18 protein-coding genes and 1 riboswitch are annotated in these 19,925 nt (G+C 69.9%); of the genes, 11 read left to right on the forward strand and 7 right to left on the reverse strand.

Going from position 1 to position 19,925, the window contains the following annotated elements:
• Positions 1-339 precede the first annotated feature (339 nt).
• Together ABT340_RS35110 and mgrA are read left to right on the forward strand one after the other, a co-directional pair.
• Positions 340-2,418 carry a S9 family peptidase gene (locus ABT340_RS35110; RefSeq protein WP_352015211.1) on the forward strand — a complete coding sequence of 693 codons (2,079 nt, stop codon included), beginning with the start codon at positions 340-342 and terminating at the stop codon, positions 2,416-2,418.
• Positions 2,415-3,443, forward strand: coding sequence for an L-glyceraldehyde 3-phosphate reductase (gene mgrA, locus ABT340_RS35115; RefSeq protein ID WP_352015212.1), 1,029 nt, complete (start codon positions 2,415-2,417; stop codon positions 3,441-3,443). The genes ABT340_RS35110 and mgrA overlap by 4 nt, the downstream gene beginning before the upstream one ends.
• A gap of 4 nt (positions 3,444-3,447) precedes the next feature.
• On the opposite strand, the gene ABT340_RS35120 is transcribed toward mgrA, so the two are convergent.
• Positions 3,448-5,874: a lysylphosphatidylglycerol synthase transmembrane domain-containing protein gene (locus ABT340_RS35120; RefSeq protein WP_352015213.1), complete on the reverse strand. Its 2,427-nt coding sequence runs from the start codon at positions 5,872-5,874 to the stop codon at positions 3,448-3,450.
• A 73-nt stretch (positions 5,875-5,947) separates the two neighbouring features.
• Here ABT340_RS35120 and ABT340_RS35125 point away from each other — a divergent pair, with 73 nt between their 5' ends.
• The 4 genes from ABT340_RS35125 to ABT340_RS35140 all read left to right on the forward strand — a co-directional run bounded on the left by ABT340_RS35125 (position 5,948) and on the right by ABT340_RS35140 (position 11,163).
• The gene (locus ABT340_RS35125) at positions 5,948-6,385 is read left to right on the forward strand and encodes an RpiB/LacA/LacB family sugar-phosphate isomerase (RefSeq protein ID WP_352015214.1); all 438 of its coding nucleotides are present in this window, start codon (positions 5,948-5,950) and stop codon (positions 6,383-6,385) included.
• Between the two features lie 353 nt (positions 6,386-6,738).
• On the forward strand, positions 6,739-8,298 hold the full coding sequence (locus tag ABT340_RS35130; RefSeq protein ID WP_352015215.1) for a M28 family peptidase: 1,560 nt from the start codon (positions 6,739-6,741) through the stop codon (positions 8,296-8,298).
• 60 nt (positions 8,299-8,358) lie between these two features.
• Positions 8,359-10,389: a molybdopterin-containing oxidoreductase family protein gene (locus ABT340_RS35135; RefSeq protein WP_352015216.1), complete on the forward strand. Its 2,031-nt coding sequence runs from the start codon at positions 8,359-8,361 to the stop codon at positions 10,387-10,389.
• A 48-nt stretch (positions 10,390-10,437) separates the two neighbouring features.
• Positions 10,438-11,163, forward strand: a complete 726-nt coding sequence (locus tag ABT340_RS35140; protein ID WP_352015217.1) for a PadR family transcriptional regulator — start codon at positions 10,438-10,440, stop codon at positions 11,161-11,163.
• Between the two features lie 20 nt (positions 11,164-11,183).
• Here the strand turns inward: ABT340_RS35140 and ABT340_RS35145 are convergent, their stop codons facing one another.
• Entirely contained in the window at positions 11,184-11,645 is a 462-nt protein-coding gene (locus tag ABT340_RS35145) for a GNAT family N-acetyltransferase (RefSeq protein ID WP_352015218.1), read from the reverse strand.
• 129 nt (positions 11,646-11,774) lie between these two features.
• Positions 11,775-12,068 carry a hypothetical protein gene (locus ABT340_RS35150; protein WP_352015219.1) on the reverse strand — a complete coding sequence of 98 codons (294 nt, stop codon included), beginning with the start codon at positions 12,066-12,068 and terminating at the stop codon, positions 11,775-11,777.
• A 193-nt stretch (positions 12,069-12,261) separates the two neighbouring features.
• Between ABT340_RS35150 and ABT340_RS35155 the strand changes: the two genes are divergently transcribed.
• Positions 12,262-12,732: a hypothetical protein gene (locus tag ABT340_RS35155; protein ID WP_352015220.1), complete on the forward strand. Its 471-nt coding sequence runs from the start codon at positions 12,262-12,264 to the stop codon at positions 12,730-12,732.
• A 69-nt stretch (positions 12,733-12,801) separates the two neighbouring features.
• On the opposite strand, the gene ABT340_RS35160 is transcribed toward ABT340_RS35155, so the two are convergent.
• The 3 genes from ABT340_RS35160 to ABT340_RS35170 form a co-directional block, all read right to left on the reverse strand.
• Positions 12,802-13,155 carry a VOC family protein gene (locus ABT340_RS35160; RefSeq protein ID WP_352015221.1) on the reverse strand — a complete coding sequence of 118 codons (354 nt, stop codon included), beginning with the start codon at positions 13,153-13,155 and terminating at the stop codon, positions 12,802-12,804.
• A 74-nt stretch (positions 13,156-13,229) separates the two neighbouring features.
• Positions 13,230-13,553: a DMT family transporter gene (locus tag ABT340_RS35165; RefSeq protein ID WP_352015222.1), complete on the reverse strand. Its 324-nt coding sequence runs from the start codon at positions 13,551-13,553 to the stop codon at positions 13,230-13,232.
• 11 nt (positions 13,554-13,564) lie between these two features.
• A riboswitch (guanidine-III (ykkC-III) riboswitch) is annotated at positions 13,565-13,631 on the reverse strand.
• The gene (locus ABT340_RS35170; protein WP_352015223.1) at positions 13,628-14,443 is read right to left on the reverse strand and encodes a class I SAM-dependent methyltransferase; all 816 of its coding nucleotides are present in this window, start codon (positions 14,441-14,443) and stop codon (positions 13,628-13,630) included. (Overlaps the previous riboswitch by 4 nt.)
• A gap of 225 nt (positions 14,444-14,668) precedes the next feature.
• Here ABT340_RS35170 and ABT340_RS35175 point away from each other — a divergent pair, with 225 nt between their 5' ends.
• The 3 genes from ABT340_RS35175 to ABT340_RS35185 all read left to right on the forward strand — a co-directional run bounded on the left by ABT340_RS35175 (position 14,669) and on the right by ABT340_RS35185 (position 18,308).
• On the forward strand, positions 14,669-16,492 hold the full coding sequence (locus ABT340_RS35175; protein ID WP_352015224.1) for an acyl-CoA dehydrogenase: 1,824 nt from the start codon (positions 14,669-14,671) through the stop codon (positions 16,490-16,492).
• A gap of 116 nt (positions 16,493-16,608) precedes the next feature.
• Positions 16,609-17,349 (forward strand): NUDIX hydrolase, encoded by a 741-nt coding sequence (locus tag ABT340_RS35180; protein WP_352015225.1) that lies wholly within the window; start codon positions 16,609-16,611, stop codon positions 17,347-17,349.
• Positions 17,346-18,308: a lipopolysaccharide kinase InaA family protein gene (locus tag ABT340_RS35185; RefSeq protein WP_352015226.1), complete on the forward strand. Its 963-nt coding sequence runs from the start codon at positions 17,346-17,348 to the stop codon at positions 18,306-18,308. Before ABT340_RS35180 ends, ABT340_RS35185 begins: the two co-directional genes overlap by 4 nt.
• Positions 18,309-18,314: 6 nt before the next feature.
• On the opposite strand, the gene ABT340_RS35190 is transcribed toward ABT340_RS35185, so the two are convergent.
• On the reverse strand, positions 18,315-19,211 hold the full coding sequence (locus ABT340_RS35190; RefSeq protein ID WP_352015227.1) for an LLM class F420-dependent oxidoreductase: 897 nt from the start codon (positions 19,209-19,211) through the stop codon (positions 18,315-18,317).
• Positions 19,212-19,305: 94 nt separating this feature from the next.
• On the opposite strand from ABT340_RS35190, the gene ABT340_RS35195 reads away from it, so the two are divergent.
• Positions 19,306-19,839, forward strand: coding sequence for a TetR/AcrR family transcriptional regulator (locus ABT340_RS35195; RefSeq protein WP_352015228.1), 534 nt, complete (start codon positions 19,306-19,308; stop codon positions 19,837-19,839).
• Positions 19,840-19,925: the final 86 nt, after the last annotated feature.

Here is a 19,925-nt window from a genome sequence, read left to right on the forward strand (position 1 = left end):
CTTTTTCGTGTCAAACCGATCCGACCGGATCGCATTTTCTTCGATAAAGCCTGTCCGAGGAATTTCAGACCGCCCCGTCTCCGGAGCAACCCTTCAAACTTACCAGCACCTGAGTGGCTCTGCGAATCGACGCGAACCGATCATTGGAACCGTTGGTTTGAGGGGGTTGTCAGCGGACACAGAACAAGCCACACCGGATCACCGGAGTGAGTGGAGTGGTTTGCGCCGAACCTTGCCGACGCCAGAACATTAGCAGTCCCCGCAGACCGCTCGGGACATAACGACGAACCCCGTGGCTTGATCCGGGACGTCTGGCACGGAAAACATAGACTCGACGGGGTGAGCAGCCAGACACCGCCTACGGCGAAGAAGGTTCCCAGCGAGCGCGTGCACCACGGGGACACCGTGGTCGACGACTACGCGTGGCTGACGGTCAAGGACGACCCCGAGACGATCGCCTACCTCGAAGCGGAGAACGCCTACACCCGGCAGGCGACCGCCCATCTCGAAGGGCTCCAGGAAACGATCTTCCAGGAGATCAAGGGCCGGACGCTGGAGACGGACCTGTCCGTCCCCACCAGGAAGAAGGGCTGGTGGTACTACTCCAGGACGGAGGAGGGCAAGCAGTACGGCATCCAGTGCCGGGTCGCCGCGGACGGCGACGCTCCTCCCGAGCTGAAGGCGGGCGAGGCGCTGCCCGGTGAGCAGGTCCTGCTCGACGGCAACGAGCTGGCCGGCGACAGCGACTTCTTCTCCCTCGGCGCCAGTTCGGTCAGTCCCGACGGGACCCTGCTGGCCTATTCGGTCAACTTCACCGGCGACGAGCGGTTCACCCTGCGGGTGAAGGACCTCACCACGGGCGAACTCCTCGACGACGAGGTCAGCGGCATCTTCTACGGCGGTGCCTGGTCCGCGGACGGCAGGGCCTTCTTCTACACGACCGTCGACGACGCCTGGCGACCCAACCAGATCCACCGGCACATGATCGGCACCTCGACCGAGGAGGACGTGCTCGTCCACCAGGAGGACGACGAGCGGTTCTGGATCGGCGTCGGCCTGACCCGCAGCGAGCGCTACCTCGTGCTCTCGGCGGGAAGCAAGATCACCAGCGAGGTCCACATCCTGGAGGCCGACAACCCGACCGGTGAGTTCCGGCTCGTCAGAGCCAGGGAGACCGGTGTCGAGTACGGCCTCGACCACGCGGGGGACCACTTCCTGATCCTGCACAACCAGAACGCGGAGAACTTCGAGCTGGCCACCGCGCCGATCGACTCCCCCGCTGACTGGACCCCGTTGATCGAGCACCGCGCCGACACCCGGCTGCTGAACGTCGAGGCCTTCCAGGGATACACGGTCGTGCACCTGCGCCGTGACGGGCTGACCGGCATCCGCGTCCTGCCCGAGGGGGCGGAGCCGTACGAGATCTCCTTCCCTGAGCCGATCTACGACGTGGCGCCCTCGGGGAATCCGGAGTTCGTCACCGAGCGGTTGCGGCTCGGCTACACCAGCATGATCACTCCGCCCTCGGTCTACGACTACGACCTGCGGGCGCGTGAGCTGATCCTGCTGAAGCGCAAGACCGTGCTCGGTGGGTACGACCCGGCCGACTACGAGCAGTTCCGTGAGTGGGCGACCGCCGAGGACGGCACCCGCGTCCCCATCTCGATCGTGGCCAGGAAGGGCGTCGAGCGGCCCGCTCCGACCGTGCTGTACGGCTACGGCAGCTACGAGATCTCGATCGACCCGTCGTTCTCCGTTGCCAGGCTCAGCCTGCTGGACAGGGGGTTCGTCTTCGCCGTCGCGCACATCAGGGGCGGCGGCGAGATGGGCCGTCACTGGTACGAGGACGGCAAGTTCCAGCGGAAGAAGAACACCTTCACCGACTTCGTCGCCGCCGCCAAGCACCTCGCCGCGGAGAACTGGTCGAGCGCGATCATCGCCAGGGGCGGTTCCGCCGGCGGGCTGCTCATGGGTGCGATCGCCAACCTGTCGCCGGAGACGTTCGCGGGTGTGGTGGCCGAGGTGCCGTTCGTGGACGCGTTGAACACGATCCTCGACCCGTCGTTGCCGCTGACCATCATCGAGTGGGACGAGTGGGGAGACCCGCTGCACAACGCCGAGGTGTACGAGTACATGAAGTCGTACACCCCGTACGAGAACGTGAGCGGCCAGATCTATCCTCCGATTCTCGCGATCACCAGTCTCAACGACACCCGCGTCTACTACCACGAGCCCGCCAAGTGGGTCGCGCGGCTCCGCGAGGTGGGCAGGGGCGGTCCCTTCCTGCTGAAGACGGAGATGGAGGCCGGGCACGGCGGTCGCAGCGGCAGGTACGACTCCTGGCGGGAGGAGGCCTTCGTCCTGGCCTGGATCCTCGACACCGCCAAGGTCGAGGGCACCGCCAGGGTCGAGCGATGACCTACGTGGCCGACGCGGATCGGTACGACGGGCGGCAGCCGTACAACAGGGTGGGCAGGAGCGGGTTGAGACTGCCCGCGGTGTCGCTGGGGCTCTGGCACAACTTCGGCGACGACAAGTCGTTCGGGACCCAGCGGGCCATCCTGCGGCGGGCGTTCGACCTGGGGGTGACCCACTTCGACCTGGCCAACAACTACGGCCCGCCGTACGGCGCCGCGGAGACCAACTTCGGCAGGCATCTCAGGGAGGACTTCTCTGGATACCGGGACGAGATGGTCATCTCCACCAAGGCCGGGTACGACATGTGGCCCGGCCCCTACGGCGAGTGGGGGTCGCGGAAGTATCTGCTGTCCAGCCTGGACAGGTCGCTGGAGCGGATGGGACTCGACTACGTCGACATCTTCTACAGCCACAGGTTCGACCCGGAGACTCCTCTTGAGGAGACGATGGGCGCGCTCGACCAGGCGGTCAGGTCCGGCAGGGCACTGTACGCCGGCATCTCGTCCTACTCCCCCGAGCAGACCGAACGGGCGGCGCGGATCCTGCGGGAGATGGGCACCCCGCTGCTGATCCACCAGCCGTCGTACTCGATGCTCAACCGGTGGATCGAGGACGGGCTGCTCGACGTCCTTGAGCAGGAGGGGGTCGGCTGCATCGCGTTCTCCCCGCTGGCTCAGGGCATGTTGACCGACCGCTATCTCGGCGGTGTCCCCGAGGGGTCGCGTGCCTCGCAGCGGCGTTTCCTCACCCCGGAGATGCTGACCGAGGAGACCATGCGACGTGTCCGCACGTTGCACGAGATCGCGGCCTCGCGCGGTCAGTCCCTGGCGCAGATGGCCCTGGCGTGGGCGCTGCGCGACCGGCGTGTCACCTCGGTGCTGGTCGGCGCGAGCAGCGTCAGGCAGCTTGAGGACAACGTGCGGGCGGTGGAGAACCTGTCGTTCACCGAGCAGGAGCTCGCGGCGATCGACGGGCACGCGGTCGAGTCGGGAGTCAACCGCTGGGCCCGTTCCAGCGAGACCTGAGAGGTCACAGGGCCTCGTGTCGCTGCAGGTAGGTGAACGAGGCCCACCCGGGAAGCACGGGCAGCCAGAACGTCAGCAGCCTGAACAGCAGCACGGCCGAGGTCGCGACCTCGCCGGGCAGGCCGGAGAGGGTCAGGCCGACGGACAGGGAGGCCTCGACGGCGCCGAGTCCTCCGGGGGTCGGCGCCGCCGAGCCGATGGCGTTGCCCGCGAGGAAGACGATGGCCACGGCCGCGAAGTCGAGTGATCCGCCGAAGGCCCGCACCGAGGCGTCGAGACAGGCCACGAAAAAGATCGTCAGTAGCAGGGTGCCCGAGCAGCCTTCGATGATCTTCCGGGGGGACTGGAGCACGTCCAGCAGGCGGGGGATGACCCCGGAGAACAGGGCGCGCAGCCGTACGGTGATCAGCCTGCGCAGGCGGGGGACGCTCACGATGAACAGGACCGCGACCGCGATGGCGAGCAGGACGAACACCAGCGTGCGCGACGGGGTGAACGACGTGGCGGCGCTCGACCCGGTGATGTAGGCGAACAGCAGCAGCAGTGTGATGTGCGAGGCCAGGCCGATGAGCTGGGAGGCTCCGACGCTGGCGACGGCCTGGCCCGGGGGGATGCCGCGCTTTTGCAGGTAGCGGGTGTTGATGGCGACGCCGCTCACCGCCGCCGGGGCGACCAGCTTCACGAAGGAGCCCGCGAACTGCACCAGCACCGTACGGCCGAGCGGCAGCCGTTCCGGCACGAAGCCCCGCAGCATCAGCGCGGCGGCGACGTAGCTCATCATCGCCGCGACGAAGGCGACCCCGGTCCAGCCCCACTTGGCGGAGGTGATCATGTTGAGGTTGATCTGCGTGAGGTAGTAGACCAGGAAGTAGGCGGCGAAGGCGCTGGCGATGATCGTGATGAGGGTTCTGGGGCGGAAGCGCTCCAGGCGGACCTCGTCGGCCTCGACCTGGGGTTCGAGGGCGACGATCCGTTCGCGGATCGCGGTCAGCAGCTCCTTGTTCTTGGTGAGCGCGGCCCTGGTCTCGCGGGTGAGCGCGATCCGTTGCAGCAGCGGCAGGGCACCGGCCAGCACGTCGGGGCCCGCGACGGCCGCGCCCGCGGCGACGGCGCGGTCGGCTCCGACGCGGAGGCTGAGGTAGGTGAGCAGCTGGGCGATGTCGAGGCGGAGCAGGAGGTCTCCGGCGGCGATCTCGCCGCTGCGGGCGTCCATGAGGACGACTCTGCCCTCGTTGTCGACGTGGATGCTGTCGCCGGTCAGCCGCCGGTGGGCCAGCCGCTGGACCTGCAGGAGCAGGACCTGCTCCCAGATCTGGGCGAGCAGGTTGTCGTCGATCTCCTCGTCGGGGATGTCGTCGAGGGGCCGGGTCTCGATGTGCTCGTAGGCGAGCAACGCGGCCTCGGTGCCGATCTCGCTGGTGCCGACGAGCCTGGGGATGCTGGCGCCCGCGGCTTGGGCGGCGTAGGCCATCAGGGCCTCGCGTTCCAGCTCGGCGCGCAGGGAGCGGATGGCCCTGCGGCGGGTCTCGGTGTTGAGCCGGATGCGGCGCCAGATGCGGTAGAGCACCCCGGCGACCTGGCGGTCGCGGTCGAGGACGGTGACGTCGAGGCGGGTGCCGTCCTTGAGGCCGACGGCGTAGCGCCTGCTGCTCTGGTGGTCGTCGTCGAGGCGGTGCGCCCTGACGGGGGCGAAGCCGAGTTTGGCGAGGGTGGCCACGATCGTGCTGCCGGGCGGCCTGGTGTTGGGGCTGCCGATGCCGTACAGGGTGGCGTAGCCGACGGCGAGGCCGACCAGGATGGAGACGACGATGCCGAGGATGGTGGCCGCGGTCGCGGCGAAGAGCGCGACGGCGTTGAGCGCGACGGCGCTCCACAGGGCCGCCCGCCAGGTGGGTCTTCGGGAGATGCGCACCGCGGTGACGTAGGCGATGACCGAGGTGAGCAGCGTGTTGAGCGGCTCGACTCCCTGCCTGCCCCCGGTCAGCAGGAGCCACAGGTCTTCCGGGCCCGCGCCGACGATCCACTCGCCGAGGGCGAAAGACAGGACCATGCCCGCGATGGCGGCGAAGAGCCCCTCCGCGACGCGCAGGCCGTCGCGGTGCAGGACGCGTTCGATGGCGTAGGCGGTCGGCACGCCCAGCATGGTGGCGCCGCTGAGCACGCCGACGAGGCCGCTGAGGAGGAAGGGCGCCCGGTTCGTCCCGTCGATGACGTCGCCTTCGAGGCCGTTGAGGGTCTTCTTCGCGACGAGGGCGAGCAGGACCACGGCCACGAGCCCCAGCAGGGTCGCCAGGAAGCGCAGCAGATCGGATGGTCTGCGGATGCGCTGCGGCAGGAGCGGTTCGACGACGAGCACGCCGGAATCGCGCTCCGTCTCGGGCTCTGTGCCTTCGACGGGCGCCGCTTCTTCGTGCTCTCTGATTTCCGTCACCGCCAGCGATTCTGCACGTTCCGCATTACAGGTGCGTCACCGATCTTCTCTTCCAGTGTCCACAATCGAAGGCATGCGTATCTCATTGGCCTCGGACAGTCTTGACGGGGTGGCTCCCATCCTGGTGTCGGAGATAGAGGCGAGAGGACACACGGTGATCGCGTACGGCGCCGTCGCCGAAGGCCCCTCGGACTGGGCGTGGTGTTGCTCACAGGCCGCGCGGGACGTCGTCTCCGGGGTGGCCGACCAGGCGATCGTGTGCTGCTGGACCGGCACGGGGGCGTCGATCGCGGCCAACAAGGTGCGCGGGGTGCGAGCCGCCCTGTGCGTGGACGCGGCGACGGCCGAGGGGGCCAGACGCTGGAACGACGCCAACGTGCTGGCGTTGAGTCTCAGGCTGACCTCGGCGCCGTTGCTGGGGGAGATCCTGGATGCCTGGTTCGCCGGGAGCGTCAGCCCGGAGGAGACCGATGTGGCGAACATCGCGTACCTATCCGAGATTGAGAATTGACCTGCTGGAATGCGGCGATGACGGCCGGGCCGGCACCGGCCTGAAAAGCTGATCATCATGCGTCGCAGCCCCGTTTTTCCTTCGCACCCGACCCTAGCCACTTCTGGCGACCGCGTGGCGCCATGGAAGGGCGCGAAGCGGATGGTCGTGGTGCGACGTGTCACGGCGCACGGCCGGGTGCCGTTACCCGGGTGACGTCGTGACCGCCGGGTGACGCCGGGGACCACCCCGCCCGTCGATCTGACGAAGATTGTCAAATTTGGTTAATCCGGTTACCGGAGATCTTTTTTGTTCGCCGCGATCACGGGGATTCCCCGCTCCACTTCCGTCAACTCTCGTCAGAGGAGTTTCGCATGCGCGTACGCGCGTACCAGGGCCTGCTGGCCGCGATCACCACAGCCTCGGCCGTGACCCTGCCCGGCACCCAGGCGACCGCCGTGACCTCACCGGCTCCCGAGGTCACCGTCGCGTCCGTCGCGTCCGTCGGTTCGCCGCCCGTGGACGTGCTCTCCGTGAAGCGGCACCTGGAGGCGTTCCAGCGGATCGCCGCGGCCAACGGCGGCACCCGGGCCGCGGGAACCCGCGGATACGACGAGTCGGCCGACTACGTGGCGGGCAGGCTGCGGGCCGCGGGGTACAGGGTGACCGAGCAGGAGTTCGAGTTCCCGTTCTTCCGTGTCATCGGCACGCCCAAGCTCGCCCGGGTCTCCCCCGGGGCGAGGTCCTACGCGCCGCAGACCGACTTCGTCCCCATGGCGTACTCCGGCTCGGGGAACGTCACGGCCGCCGTGCAGCCCGTCGATCTGGTGCTGCCGCCGAGTGCGGCACCCGGTTCGACCTCCGGGTGCGAGGCCGCCGACTTCGCGGGGTTCGTCCGGGGCAACATCGCGTTGGTGCAGCGTGGCACGTGCGGCTTCCGGGTCAAGGCCGAGCTGGCGGAGGCCGCGGGCGCCTCCGGTGTGATCATCTTCAACGAGGGTCAGGCCGGGGAGGGGGCCGCCGACCGGCGGGGGCCGCTGAACGGTTCGCTCGGCGACACGACCACGCGCGTCCCCGTCGTGGGCACCACCTTCGCCGTCGGCCAGGAGCTGGCCACGCCGGGGTCCCGGGCCACGCTCTCCGTCACCGCCGAGGGCGACCCGCACAGGAAGACCCGCAACGTGATAGCCGAGAGCCCCTGGGGCGACTCCCGCAGGGTCGTCATGCTGGGCAGCCACCTGGACAGCGTGCCGGCGGGACCCGGCGTCAACGACAACGGCTCGGGCAGCGCGGCCGTGCTGGAGACGGCCCTGCGGGCGGGCGGCACGCCGACCAGGAACAGGCTCAGGTTCGCCTTCTGGGGGGCGGAGGAGCTGGGGCTGCTCGGCTCCCAGCACTACGTGGCCGCGCTCTCCCCCGGGGAGAGGGCCAGGATCAGGCTGTACCTCAACTTCGACATGATCGCCTCGCCGAACTTCGTCTACGGCATCTACGACGGCGACGACTCCGACCACACGGGCGCCGGGGCCGGTCCCGCCGGATCGGGCGAGATCGAGAAGCTGTTCGAGACGTACTACGCCTCGGTCGGCCAGCCGTACAAGGGGACCGACTTCACCGGGCGGTCCGACTACGGGCCCTTCATCGCGGTCGATATCCCGGCGGGCGGGTTGTTCACCGGCGCCGAGGGGATCAAGACCGCCGAGGAGGCCGCCACGTTCGGCGGTGAGGCGGGGGTCGCCTACGACCGGTGCTACCACCAGGCCTGCGACACCCTGGCCAACATCGACGACAGGGCGTTGGCGGTGAACAGCGGTGCCATCGCGACGGCCGCGGCCGTCTACGCCCGCAGCCAGATCCTGCCGGGCGGCACCGCCTCAGCGGCGCCGAGCAGGATGAACGTGGCCCCCGCGTGGCGGGACGCGGTGTCGCGGTGACGGGCTGACCTCAAGGGGGGTACGGCCGGCGAGCCGTACCCCCCTGGCTAGAGTCTGGGCATGGCAGTGGGTGAGCGGGGGGAGCTGCGTGTCCTGGGGGCCTGTCCGCTGGACTGCCCGGACACCTGTTCGTGGGTGGTGACCGTCAGGGACGGCAAGGCGGTCGGGATGCGCGGCAACCCGGAGCAGCCCTACACGCGCGGCGCGCTCTGTGTGAAGGTCAACCGCTATCTCGAACACGCCGGGGCCTCCGACCGCATCCTTTACCCCATGCGCCGGGTCGGCCCCAAGGGTTCGGGCCGTTTCGAGCGGATCAGCTGGGACGAGGCTCTCGACGAGATCTCCGTACGGCTGCGCGCGATCGTGGACGAGCACGGCGGCGAGGCGATCTGGCCCTACCTCGGCACCGGGACGCTCGGCCACATCCAGGGCTGTGAGGGGGTCGCGGGCCGCCGGTTCTGGAACGTCCTGGGCGCCTCCCGGCATTTCCTGAACATCTGCTCGACCGCGGGCAACGCCGGTCTGCGGCTGACCAACGGCACCCCTGGCGGGATGGACCCCGAGACGTTCGCCCTGTCGCGGCTCATCCTGCTGTGGGGCACGAACACCCTCACCAGCGGCCACCATCTGTGGCGGTTCGTCCAGGAGGCGAGGGCGGCCGGGGCGTACGTCGTGGCGATCGACCCGATCCGCACCAGGACCGCCGAGCAGGCCGACCTCCACCTGCCGATCAGGCCGGGCACGGACGCCGCCCTGGCGCTCGGGCTGCTGAACGTGGTGTTGTCCGAGGGCGCGCAGGACGACGCCTTCCTGGCCGAGCACACCAACGGCTGGGAGGACTTCCGGGCGGAGATCCTGCGTCACCCGCCCGCCCTCGTCGCGGAGATCACCGGCCTGCCCGAGGCCGACATCCGCTCCCTCGGCGTACGGCTCGCGCGCACCCGGCCGACCGGCATCAGGGCCACGATGGGCGTCCAGCGGCACGCGGGCGGCGGTACGGCGATGCGGACGATCGCGGCCATCCCGGCGGTGACGGGCGACTGGCGCCATCCCGGCGGCGGGGTCGCCTACTCGACCAGCGGCCACATCCACCTGAACATCGACACCCGTGACGACCTGCTGGCGGCGCCGGTCAGGCGGCTCACGATGACCAGGCTGGCCGACGGGCTCGACGAGTCGGTCAGGTGCCTGTGGGTCTACGCCGCCAACCCGGTCGGCTCGACCCCCGACCAGAACCGTGTCCGCGAGAGGCTGGCGCGTGAGGACCTGTTCACCGTCGTGATGGAGCAGTTCCCCACCGACACCGTCGACTACGCCGACATCGTGCTTCCGGCGACGATGCAGATCGAGCACACCGACCTGCACGCGGGATACGGACACATGTATCTCGTGTGGAACGAGCCCGCGGTCGAGCCGCCGGGTGAGTGCCTGTCGACGACGGAGACGTTCCGCCGTCTGGCCGGGCACATGGGGCTCACCGAGCCGTCGCTGTACGACTCCGACCTCGAACTGGCCGAGCAGCTGCTCGCCTCCGGGCATCCCTCCCTCGACGGGATCACGGTCGACCGGCTGCGCAAGGAGGGCTGGGTCAGGCTCAACGTGCCCCGGCCGTTCGTCCCGTTCGCCGACGGCTTCCCCACGGCCTCGGGGAGGCTGGAGTTCGGTTCCGGTCCCGCCTACGTGCCGCCGCGTACGGCCTCGGCCGCGGGCGGTCCCTATCCGCTGGCCCTGGTCACACCCGCGCCGCACACCTTCCTGAACACCACCTTCGGCAACAACCCCGAGCTGCTGCGCCGTTCGAAGGGGCCCCGGGTGGTGGTCAACCCCGAGGACGCCGCGTCCAGGGGGCTGCGCGACGGGCAGCGGGCCCGGGTGTTCAACGCGGTCGGCGGCTTCGAGGCCGTGGTCGAGATCAGCGACCGGGTACGGCCCGGCGTCGTGGCCTCGACGAAGGGGCACTGGCGCAAGCTGAGCCCGGGGGGTTCGACGGTCAACGCGGTGGTCGAGGAGTACGACGCCGACCTGGGCAGGGGGGCCGTCTATCACGACAATCTGGTCGAGGTGATGCCCGTTATGTCTGAGACGACATAGGTAAAGCTACGGTGCCGCATTAGGGGTGCCCCGTGAGATCCTTCCGCGGTGACCTCAACTCTCGGATACGCGATCCTCACAGCGCTGGCCCGCCGACCGAGGTCCGGATACGAGCTGGCCACCGCCATGGGACATCCGCTGGGATGTTTCTGGACGGCCCGGCACAGCCAGATCCACCCTGAGCTGCAACGGCTGGTCGCGGCGGAACTGGTCACCTTCGAGCAGGTCCCGGGTCCCGGCCCGCAGCGCAAGAAGATCTACTCCATCACCCGGCTGGGGACGAGGGAACTGCGCGAGTGGGTCATCGAGCCCCCGCAGTCCCGTCCCGAGCGTGACGAACTGCTGTTGAAGTCCTACGCCGCCTGGCTCGCCGACCCGGCCGAACTGATCAAGCTCTTCCAGATCCAGCTTGAGGAGCACGAACGGCGGCTGGCGACCTACGAGGACGAGCGCTCGGCCTTCTCCAGCGCGCCCGGCCGCGAGAGCCGCCGCTTCGGCGACTACGCCACCCTGTGGTACGGCATCAGCTACGAGAACCACCGCATCGCCTGGTGCCGCTGGATGATCGACCAGCTCCGCGCGCGTTCCGCGCGCACGTCACGCCTCCGCAAGACCCCGGCCCCGGCGGCTGTTTCGGTTGTCCCCGCTCCGCCGCCGGTGCCCTCGTTCGACGTGAGCCCGCGCTTCGGTGCGATCCCGCGCTTCGACATGGGCGCGGAGTTCGGGGTCGGCGCGCAGTTCGACGTGGGCGCGCAGTTCGGGGTGAGCCCGTGACCCGGTGGGGGTCCCGCCTCTCAGCTCAGCGCGAGCTTGTATCCCTCGTGTGAGGCGACGAAGCCGAGGGAGTCGTAGAAGCGGTGCGCGTCCTTGCGCGCCTTGTTCGTGGTGAGCTGGACCAGGGCGCACCCCCTGGCCCGGCCCCGCTCGACGGCCCAGCGCAGCATCTGCCCGCCCAGTCCTCTGCCGCGCAGGCCGGAGGCGATCCTGACGGCCTCGATCTGCATCCTGAGCGCTCCCCCACGGGAGATCCCCGGGATGTAGGTGAGCTGCATGGTGCCGACGACCTCGCCGTCCAGTTCGGCGACGATCAGCTCGTTGCCCGGGTCGGCGTCGATGGCCTCGAAGGCCGCCCGGTGGGCCTCGCCGTACTCCCCCTGTTGGGCGCCGGAGGTCGAGTCGTCGGCCAGCAGGGCCAGAACCGTCGGGACGTCCTCAAGGGTCGCGACGCGAAAGGTCAGATAAGGGTTCACCGGCATGCCGTGAGCCTACCGAGGCCCGGTCCTCAGGGGCCGGGCCTCGGCAGGCGTCAACACGGACATGCGGGCCTCGACGTGAGCGGCGTTCGAGTCGACGGCCCGACGTGGGCCAAGTGGCCGAGCGGGCTCTCAGCAGCCGGCCGAGCCGACGTACGTGACCGGCCAGTTGACCGTCGTCTTCGAGACCTGGCCGATGGCCACGCAGGGGCCGGTGATCAGGATGTTGCCGGTGTAGTGCTGGGCGCGCACGACCACCAGGTGCCGGCCCGTGCCGGAGGTGCAGAGGCTGGACGCCCAGTTCGATCCCTGCTGCACGGTGCAGCCGGAGGGGGCGGCCATGGCCGAGGTGGGGGTGAGGGCCAGAACGCCCAGGCAGAGGGCGGCAGAACTGGCGAGGGTCACCGCGCGACGACGAAAGCTCACGACGAATCTCCTAGAAGGTGGGGGGCTAGGAAGCTTTCCTTTAGGAAAGTTTCCTAATTGAATCCTAAATCGGGACTTAGGGGCAGTCAACAAACGTTCAACATTCGCCGCGACGCCCCGCCCGGCGGGTAGGGGACGGATCAGGGTTGCTCCCCGATGCGAAGAAGGGGGCCGGCGGGGCAGTCTTGGGAACATGAACGACGAACTCACTCGACGTGACGAGATGTCCCTCGCCGGCGCGGCCCTGCGGGGAGCCCCCTGGAGGGCGGCGGCGGTGACCGGAGGCGCGACGGCGGCTGTCAGCTTCGGCCTGGGGGTGATCCTGCCGGGGGCCGCGGACCTCACCTGGGCACTCTGCCTGGGGATCACGCTGTTCACCCTGGTCGCGGCGATCGGATCGGTCGGCAGGCCGGGCTCGGGTGACCGGGTGACGCGGCAGGCCAGGCTGTGGGCGCTGCGCAGGCCGTGGCGGTTCTCGCTCTACCCCGCGCTCGGCGCGGCGGCGCTCATGTATCCGGTGCAGCTCATCGTGGACGACCAGGGCGTGTTCGGCGCCGCGTTCGACGCGCTGCAGGGCGGCGTCGTGGTGTATCTGATCACCGCGTTCCTGGCCCTGACGCTCAGGGGACGCGGCGAACGCCCCTCGCTGCCCCACGGGCACTGACCGGACGGCTCGGCGGAACGTCCCGGGACCGGTGGAAGGCCCCGGGAGGCCCCGCTCGTCACAGGGATCTCACGACTGCTTCTCGTAGTCGGCGCGGCAGACGCAGAACTCGTTGCCCTCGGGGTCCAGCATGGTCACCCAGCCGGTGCCGTCGGGGTTGCGCCGGTCGTCGTGGACCGTGGCGCCGAGCCCGGCCAGCCTCTCGACCTCCTGGTCGCGGGTGGTGCCGTCGGAGCCCGTGACGTCGAGGTGGACGCGGTTCTTGACCGACTTGCCCTCGGGAACCCTGATGAACAGCAGGTTCGGCTCCCCGCAGACGAGGACCTCGTCGCCGTCGGGTTCCGTCTCCGGGTGGATCTCCCAGCCGGTCGCCTGGCTCCAGAAGGCCGCCAGCTCGTGCGGCCGGGCACAGTCGAATGTCACATAGTGCACGTTAATCATGCCCTCAGCCAATCGCGACACCATCTATCGCGTCAAACCGGTTTCCCTAGGGGCGGTCAGTGGCCGCCCCCCGCGAGGTTGAGCCCGATGACGCCCGCGAGGATGAGGACGATGGAGATGATCTTCAGGGCCGAGGCGTCCTCGCCCAGGAGGACGATGCCCAGGGCGGCGGTGCCCACGGCGCCGATGCCGGTCCAGACGGCGTAGGCCGTACCGACCTCCAGGTTCTTGAGGGCCAGTGAGAGCAGACCGAAGCTGAGCACCCCGAAGACGACGACTCCGACGCTCGGCAGCAGCGAGGAGAACCCGTTGCTCAGCTTGAGCGAGTAGGCCATCGCGATCTCGAACAGACCGGCGACGACAATGAGGATCCAAGCCATGACGACTCCCTGAAGCGTCGTCTTTTCGGACCGGGTACGGCGCGTCTCGTCCGGGAGCGTCTCGACTGAGAGCTCTATCCGGGCAACGCCTCCGATGTCGGCCCGATTCCCGTGTCCCACCACAGGGTGAACCACCGCTCGCGGGGAAGCGGCCACATGTCGAGCCGGATCGCCGCCGCGACGACCTCGTCCGCCCGCCCCGGGTCGAGGCAGAGTCTTCTGCAGGCGCTCTCCGCCAGGCCCTCCGGTGTCGCGAAGCGGGACAGCGGGGCCAGGCGCGCCTCGTGCCGCACCCGGTGACCGAGCGCCTCGGCGACCGCGATCACGTCGTGGACCGTGGGCCGGTCCGGGCGGACGATCCCGTGGAAGTGGGCCCACAGGGGGTTGAGCCAGGTCATCGGGTGGCGTTCGGTGAGTTCGACGACGACCCTGAGGCGGGCGTGACCGGACAGTTCGGTGAGGAAGGCGGCCAGGTCGGGCACGTTGTAGACGACGTGGGCGCAGACCGCCACGTCGGCGACCGGGGTCACCGGCGCGACGTCGGGCCAGCGGCCGGTGACGATCCTGAGCGGCACCCCGAGCGCGGCGGCCCGTGACTCCAGTTCGGCGAGCATGCCGGGCGAGGTGTCGACCGCGACCAGCTCTCCCATCCGCCCGGCCAGCGGGAGACCGGCCGCCCCGGTGCCCGCGCCGACGTCGAGCAGGACGCCCCCGGGCGGCAGCGCCTCGGCGACCCGGTCCAGGGTCGGTCCCTGCGGTTCGGCGAGCGCCCGCTCCGTCCGCTCGGCGAACCGCGCGGGCGAGTGCCCCCAGGGGTCGGTCCGCGCCTTCGCCGCGATCTCGTCGGGGATCGCCCACAGCGCGAGGTCCGCACGCCACCGCTCGTCCATGGCAGGAGCCTAACCCGGGGGTGACGACCGTCCCTGTCAAGGCCGCGTGTCGGCCCGGGGGCGCGGCCTCGTCCGAGCGGGCCGGTACAGCTCCCTTTCCCCGAGGAATGTGACAAACGTCCTTACCGCTCCAGTTTTTAGGGGTTACTGGCGGGTAGCATCAGGGGTAAGGTTACTGATGAGTAGAGAAAAAGCCCGGTCCCCCGGTTTCAAGGAGCAGATCCCATGGGCCACTACAAGAGCAACCTCCGTGATCTGGAGTTCAATCTCTTCGAGGTGTTCGGCCGCGGGGACATCCTGGGTACCGGCCTCTACGCGGACATGGACGAGGACGTCGTGCGCAGCGTCCTCGACGAGGTCAACCGCCTGGCGACGGGGGTTCTGGCCGACTCCTTCGAGGAGGGCGACCGCACGCCGCCCGTTCTGGACCCGGAGACCGGCGCGGTGACGATGCCGGAGGGCTTCAAGCGGTCCTTCGCCGCCTACCGCGAGGGCGGCTGGACCAACATCGGCCTGCCCGCCGAACTGGGTGGTCCCGGCCTGCCGCCCAGCGTCAACTGGGCGCTCGCCGAGATGATCCTCGGCGCGAACCCGGCCGTCTGGATGTACGCCAGCGGACCCGCCTTCGCCTACGTGATGCACCTCATCGGCACCGAGGACCAGAAGCGCTTCGCCGAACTGGCCATCGAGCGGACCTGGGGCGCGACCATGGTCCTCACCGAGCCCGACGCGGGCTCCGACGTGGGCGCGGGCCGTACGAAGGCGATCAGGCAGCCCGACGGCACCTGGCACATCGAGGGCGTCAAGCGCTTCATCACCAGCGCCGAGCACGACCTGGCCGACAACATCTTCCACCTCGTGCTTGCCCGCCCCGAGGGGCACGGCGTCGGCACCAAGGGCCTGTCGATGTTCCTGGTCCCGAAGTACCACGTGGACCTGGAGACCGGGGAGCTGGGCGAGCGCAACGGCGTCTACGTCACCAACGTCGAGAAGAAGATGGGCCTGAAGGTCTCCACGACCTGCGAGCTCACCTTCGGCGAGCGGCACCCGGCCGTCGGGACGCTGATCGGCGACGTGCACGAGGGCATCAAGCAGATGTTCATGATCATCGAGCACGCCCGGATGATGGTGGGGACCAAGGCCATCGCCACCCTGTCGACCGGTTACCTGAACGCCCTCGAATACGCCAGGGCCAGGGTGCAGGGCGCCGACCTCACCCAGATGACCGACAAGGCCGCCCCGCGCGTGACCATCGTCCACCACCCCGACGTGCGCCGCGAGCTCATGCTCCAGAAGTCGTACGCCGAGGGCATGCGGGCGCTGGTGATGCTGACGGCCACCTACCAGGACGCGGTGCAGGCCGCCCGCTTCGAGGGCCGTGAGGACCGGCACGCCGAGGCGATGAACGACCTGCTGCTGCCGCTGGTCAAGGGGGTCGGGTCCGAGCGGTCCTACGAGCTGCTCTCCCGCTCGCTGCAGACCCTGGGCGGCTCCGGCTACCTGCAGGACTACCCGTTCGAGCAGTACATCAGGGACGCCAAGATCGACTCCCTCTACGAGGGCACGACCGCGATCCAGGGCATGGACCTGTTCTTCCGCAAGGTCCTGCGCAACCAGGGGGCCGCGCTCGGCGCGCTGTACGGCGACATCAAGGCCTTCGCCGCCTCCCAGGCGGGCAACGGCCGCCTCAAGGAGGAGCGCGGGCTGCTCGACGAGGCCGCCGACGAGGTCAAGGCCATGGCCGACACGATGGCCGGCTGGGCGATCACCTCGCTGGAGACCCCCGAGGAGGTCTACAAGGTCGGTCTCAACAGCACCCGGTTCCTGCTCTCCCTGGGTGACCTGGTGATCGGCTGGCTGCTGCTGCGCCAGGCCGAGGTGGCGCTGGCCGCGCTCGGCTCCCCCGGCAGGGACCAGGCGTTCTACGAGGGCAAGGTGGCCGCGGCGTCGTTCTTCGCCAAGACCGTCCTGCCCCGGCTGGCCGCCGAGCGCCGCGTGCTGACCGAAACCGACCAGAGCCTGATGGAGCTGTCCGAAGAGGCGTTCTGACCACCCGGCCGTGGAGGGTCGTCCCGTTTCCGGGACGGCCCTCTTCCGTGTGCGCGATCACCCCGGAACCGAGTTATTCTCATTATGAGATTATCTTGACCCGGGAAGGGTGTGTCGTGGACGAGAAGGAATCGGCGTTCCTGGCGGAGTACGACCCCAGGGACTATCCCCCGGTCGCCGTGACGGTGGACGTGGTCGCGCTGACCATCCGCGCGGGTGTGCTGCACGTGCTGCTGGTCGAGCGGGGCCGCCCTCCCCAGCAGGGACGCTGGGCACTGCCGGGAGGGTTCATCAGGCCGGGCGAGGACCTGCCCGAGGCGGCCAGGCGGGAACTGGCCGAGGAGACCGGGCTCGCCCCCCGCGTCCACATCGAACAGCTGGCCAGCTACGGAAGCCCGGACCGGGACCCGAGGATGCGGGTCGTCTCGATCTCCTACCTCGCCTTCGCCCCCGATCTTCCCGACCCCAGGGCGGGCTCCGACGCGGCCTCCGCCGCCTGGCACCCGGTCTCGCGCCCGCCGGAGCTGGCCTTCGACCACGCGCGCGTCCTCGCCGACGGCCTCGAACGGGCGCGGGCCAAGCTGGAGTACACGCCGCTGGCCACGACGTTCACCGGGGAGACGTTCACGATCTCCGAACTGCGCGGCGTCTACGAGACGGTGTGGGGCGTCCCGCTGCACGCGGGCAACTTCCACCGCAAGGTCCTCTCCGTGCCCGGGTTCGTCGAGGCCACCGGGCACAGCACGGTGAGCGGCGGCTCCCGGGGCGGGCCACGTGCCAAGCTCTACCGCGCCGGGGACGCCCGCCTGCTGCACCCCGCCCTGCTGCGGCCCGCCGAGCAGGAGGGCACCCGATGACCACCCCGGCCGAGGCGATCGCGCTGGTCTCCGCCGCCCGCGTCCCCGCGGACCTGTTCGGCGGGCCGACACCACGGCGGACGTACCGGAGACTGGCCCGGCTGCTGCACCCCGACCTGACGCCGGGTGCCGAGGCCGCCGGGGCGTTCGCCAGGCTGGCGAGCCTGTGGGCCGAGCACACCGGACACACCCCCACGGACGACCTGGCCGGAACGGTGGTCGGAACCCACCACGTCGGGCGGCTGCTCCACGAGGGCGCGACCGCCCTGCTGTACGACTGCGCCCCCGGCGCCCTGCTCAAGATCCCGCGCGGTCCCGCGGACAACGACCTCATGCGGCGCGAGGCGCAGGCGCTCAGGACGATCGAACGGGAGGGCGATCCGACGCTGCTGCCGTACGTGCCCCGGCTGGTCGACTCCCTCCGGCACGGCTCCGGCGACGCGCGGCGGCGGGCGAACGTGATCAGCCGGGTCCCCGACGGGTTCGTGAGCCTGGCGGAGATCGCGCGGCGGCGGCCGGTACTCGACCCGAGGGACGCGGCGTGGATCTGGCGGCGGCTGCTGGTCGCGATCGGGGCGGCGCACCGCGCCGGGGTGGTGCACGGCGCGGTGTTCGGCCACCACGTCCTGGTCCACCCGATCGACCACGGTCTGGTGCTCGTCGACTGGAGCCAGTCGGTCCCGCTCGGCAGCCCGTTGACGGCCCTGGTCGCCAGGCACCGTGACGACTACCCGCCGGAGGTCCTCACCGGGGCGCCCGCGACCGAGACCCTGGACATCAGGCTCGCCACCCGCTGCGTCGCCGCCCTCATGGGGGACCGGGCGCCCGGTGCGATCGGCCGTTTCGTGCGGGGCAGCCTGGTCGCGCCGCCCCGGGACGCCTGGCGGCTGCTGGGTGAGCTCGACGATTTGCTCGACGATCTCTACGGTCCCAGGACCTACCGTCCGCTGAACCTCTGAGATCCCTCAGACCGAGGCGAACAGTTCGACGGTCCTGGCCCGTTCGCGCTCGTCGCCGAGCGGGTTCACCAGCAGCTCCGTCGTCCCGGCGTCGGCGTATCGCCGTACGGCCCGCGCCACGCTCTCCTCGTCGCCCGCCAGGACCGTCTCGTGGACGCCCGACTTGCCCTGCCGATCGAGCATTGCCCGGTAGCTGGGGAGTTGGGCGGCGAACCCGACCCGCTCGGCCACCCCGCGCCTGATCCCCTCGGGGTCGGCGGTGACGCTCGCCATCACCGCGGCCACGACCCTGGGGGCGGGCCGTCCCGCCTCCTCGGCCGCGCGGGTGATCGCGGGCCTGACGTGGTCGGCGATCGCCTCGGGCCCCGTCCACACGGTCACCGTGCCGTCCGCGAGCTCTCCGGCGACGCGCAGCATGACCGGACCGAGCGCCGAAAGCAGCACCGAGGGCGCCTTCGCGCCGGGCACGTCCACCCGCCCCGAGGCGGAGACGGTCTCCCCGTGGTGGTCGACGGCCTCCCCGCGCAGCAACGGCCGCAGCACCGACAGGTACTCCCTGATGTGCCGGGCGGGCCTGTCGTAGGAGTAGCCGAACTGTCCCTCGATGATCTGCCGGTGGCTCGGCCCGACACCGAGGGTGAGGCGGTCGCCGCCGGCGGCCTGCACGGTGAGCGCCTGTCCGGCCAGTGCGAGCGGATGCCTGGGGTAGGTCTGCACGACCGCCGTTCCCAGGTCGACGCCGGGCACCTCACGCGCGGCGATCGCCAGGACGGCGAGCGCGTCCCACGAGGTGAGCTGGCTGAGGAAGGCGCTGTCGAGTCCGGCGTCGGCCGCCTCCCGCACCTGTCCGATCATCGCGTCCAGGCTCAGCCCGATGCCGCTGATGTAGAGGCCTCTTCGCACGAATCCCCCAAAGTGAAGCGGATCTTCCGGTTCCGAAAGACCACGGTACATTAACCTGAGGCCGGGATTCCGGTTAACTCAGGAAGGACGGGCCGTGCGAGCCGACGCGCGACGCAACCGCGAACTCATCGTCACGACCGCGCTCGGCCTGTTCGCCGAACGCGGCGCCGCCGTCTCGATGGAGGAGATCGCCCGCGCGGCGGGACTGGGGGTCGGCACCCTCTACCGCCACTTCCCCGACCGGCAGGCCCTGGTCGAGGACATCGCCCTTGACGCGCTGCGCCGTCTCATGACCTTCGGCGAGACCGTGACCGCCGAGGGCATGACCGGCGACAGGCCGTGCTGGCAGTCCCTGCGCCTGGTCGTCGAGCACTGCGCCGGGCTCCCCCTGGCGCTGATCAAGGCCCTGTCGCCCGAGACGACCGCCAACCCCGAGCTGGCGCGGCTCGAACGCGACCTCAACGCCCTGCTCGAACGGCTGGCCAGGGGCGCCCAGGAGGAGGGGACACTGCGCGGCGACATCCCGCCCGGCGAGGTCGTCGGCCTGCTCAACGTGGCCGTCTGCCGCCCCGGCGCCCGCGCGGACGACCACCTCACCACCGTCATCCTCGACGGCCTCAGACGCTGACCCTCCCGTGACGGACCTCGCGGGTTGACGCGGCCCATTGTTATTCTCATAATGAGATTAACTCAACCTGAGAACAACCAAGGGGA

Source organism: Streptosporangium sp. NPDC000239, from assembly GCF_040300765.1.
Classification (GTDB): domain Bacteria; phylum Actinomycetota; class Actinomycetes; order Streptosporangiales; family Streptosporangiaceae; genus Streptosporangium.

What these genes read in the sequence shown, in the direction of transcription:
- ABT340_RS35145 (WP_352015218.1), bottom strand. Translation starts at nt 11,645, where the DNA reads ATGCCGGTGAACCCTTATCTGACCTTTCGCGTCGCGACCCTTGAGGAC.
- ABT340_RS35165 (WP_352015222.1), bottom strand. Translation starts at nt 13,553, where the DNA reads ATGGCTTGGATCCTCATTGTCGTCGCCGGTCTGTTCGAGATCGCGATG.
- ABT340_RS35130 (WP_352015215.1), top strand. Translation starts at nt 6,739, where the DNA reads ATGCGCGTACGCGCGTACCAGGGCCTGCTGGCCGCGATCACCACAGCC.
- ABT340_RS35175 (WP_352015224.1), top strand. Translation starts at nt 14,669, where the DNA reads ATGGGCCACTACAAGAGCAACCTCCGTGATCTGGAGTTCAATCTCTTC.
- ABT340_RS35125 (WP_352015214.1), top strand. Translation starts at nt 5,948, where the DNA reads ATGCGTATCTCATTGGCCTCGGACAGTCTTGACGGGGTGGCTCCCATC.
- ABT340_RS35170 (WP_352015223.1), bottom strand. Translation starts at nt 14,443, where the DNA reads ATGGACGAGCGGTGGCGTGCGGACCTCGCGCTGTGGGCGATCCCCGAC.
- ABT340_RS35155 (WP_352015220.1), top strand. Translation starts at nt 12,262, where the DNA reads ATGAACGACGAACTCACTCGACGTGACGAGATGTCCCTCGCCGGCGCG.
- ABT340_RS35185 (WP_352015226.1), top strand. Translation starts at nt 17,346, where the DNA reads ATGACCACCCCGGCCGAGGCGATCGCGCTGGTCTCCGCCGCCCGCGTC.
- ABT340_RS35135 (WP_352015216.1), top strand. Translation starts at nt 8,359, where the DNA reads ATGGCAGTGGGTGAGCGGGGGGAGCTGCGTGTCCTGGGGGCCTGTCCG.
- mgrA (WP_352015212.1), top strand. Translation starts at nt 2,415, where the DNA reads ATGACCTACGTGGCCGACGCGGATCGGTACGACGGGCGGCAGCCGTAC.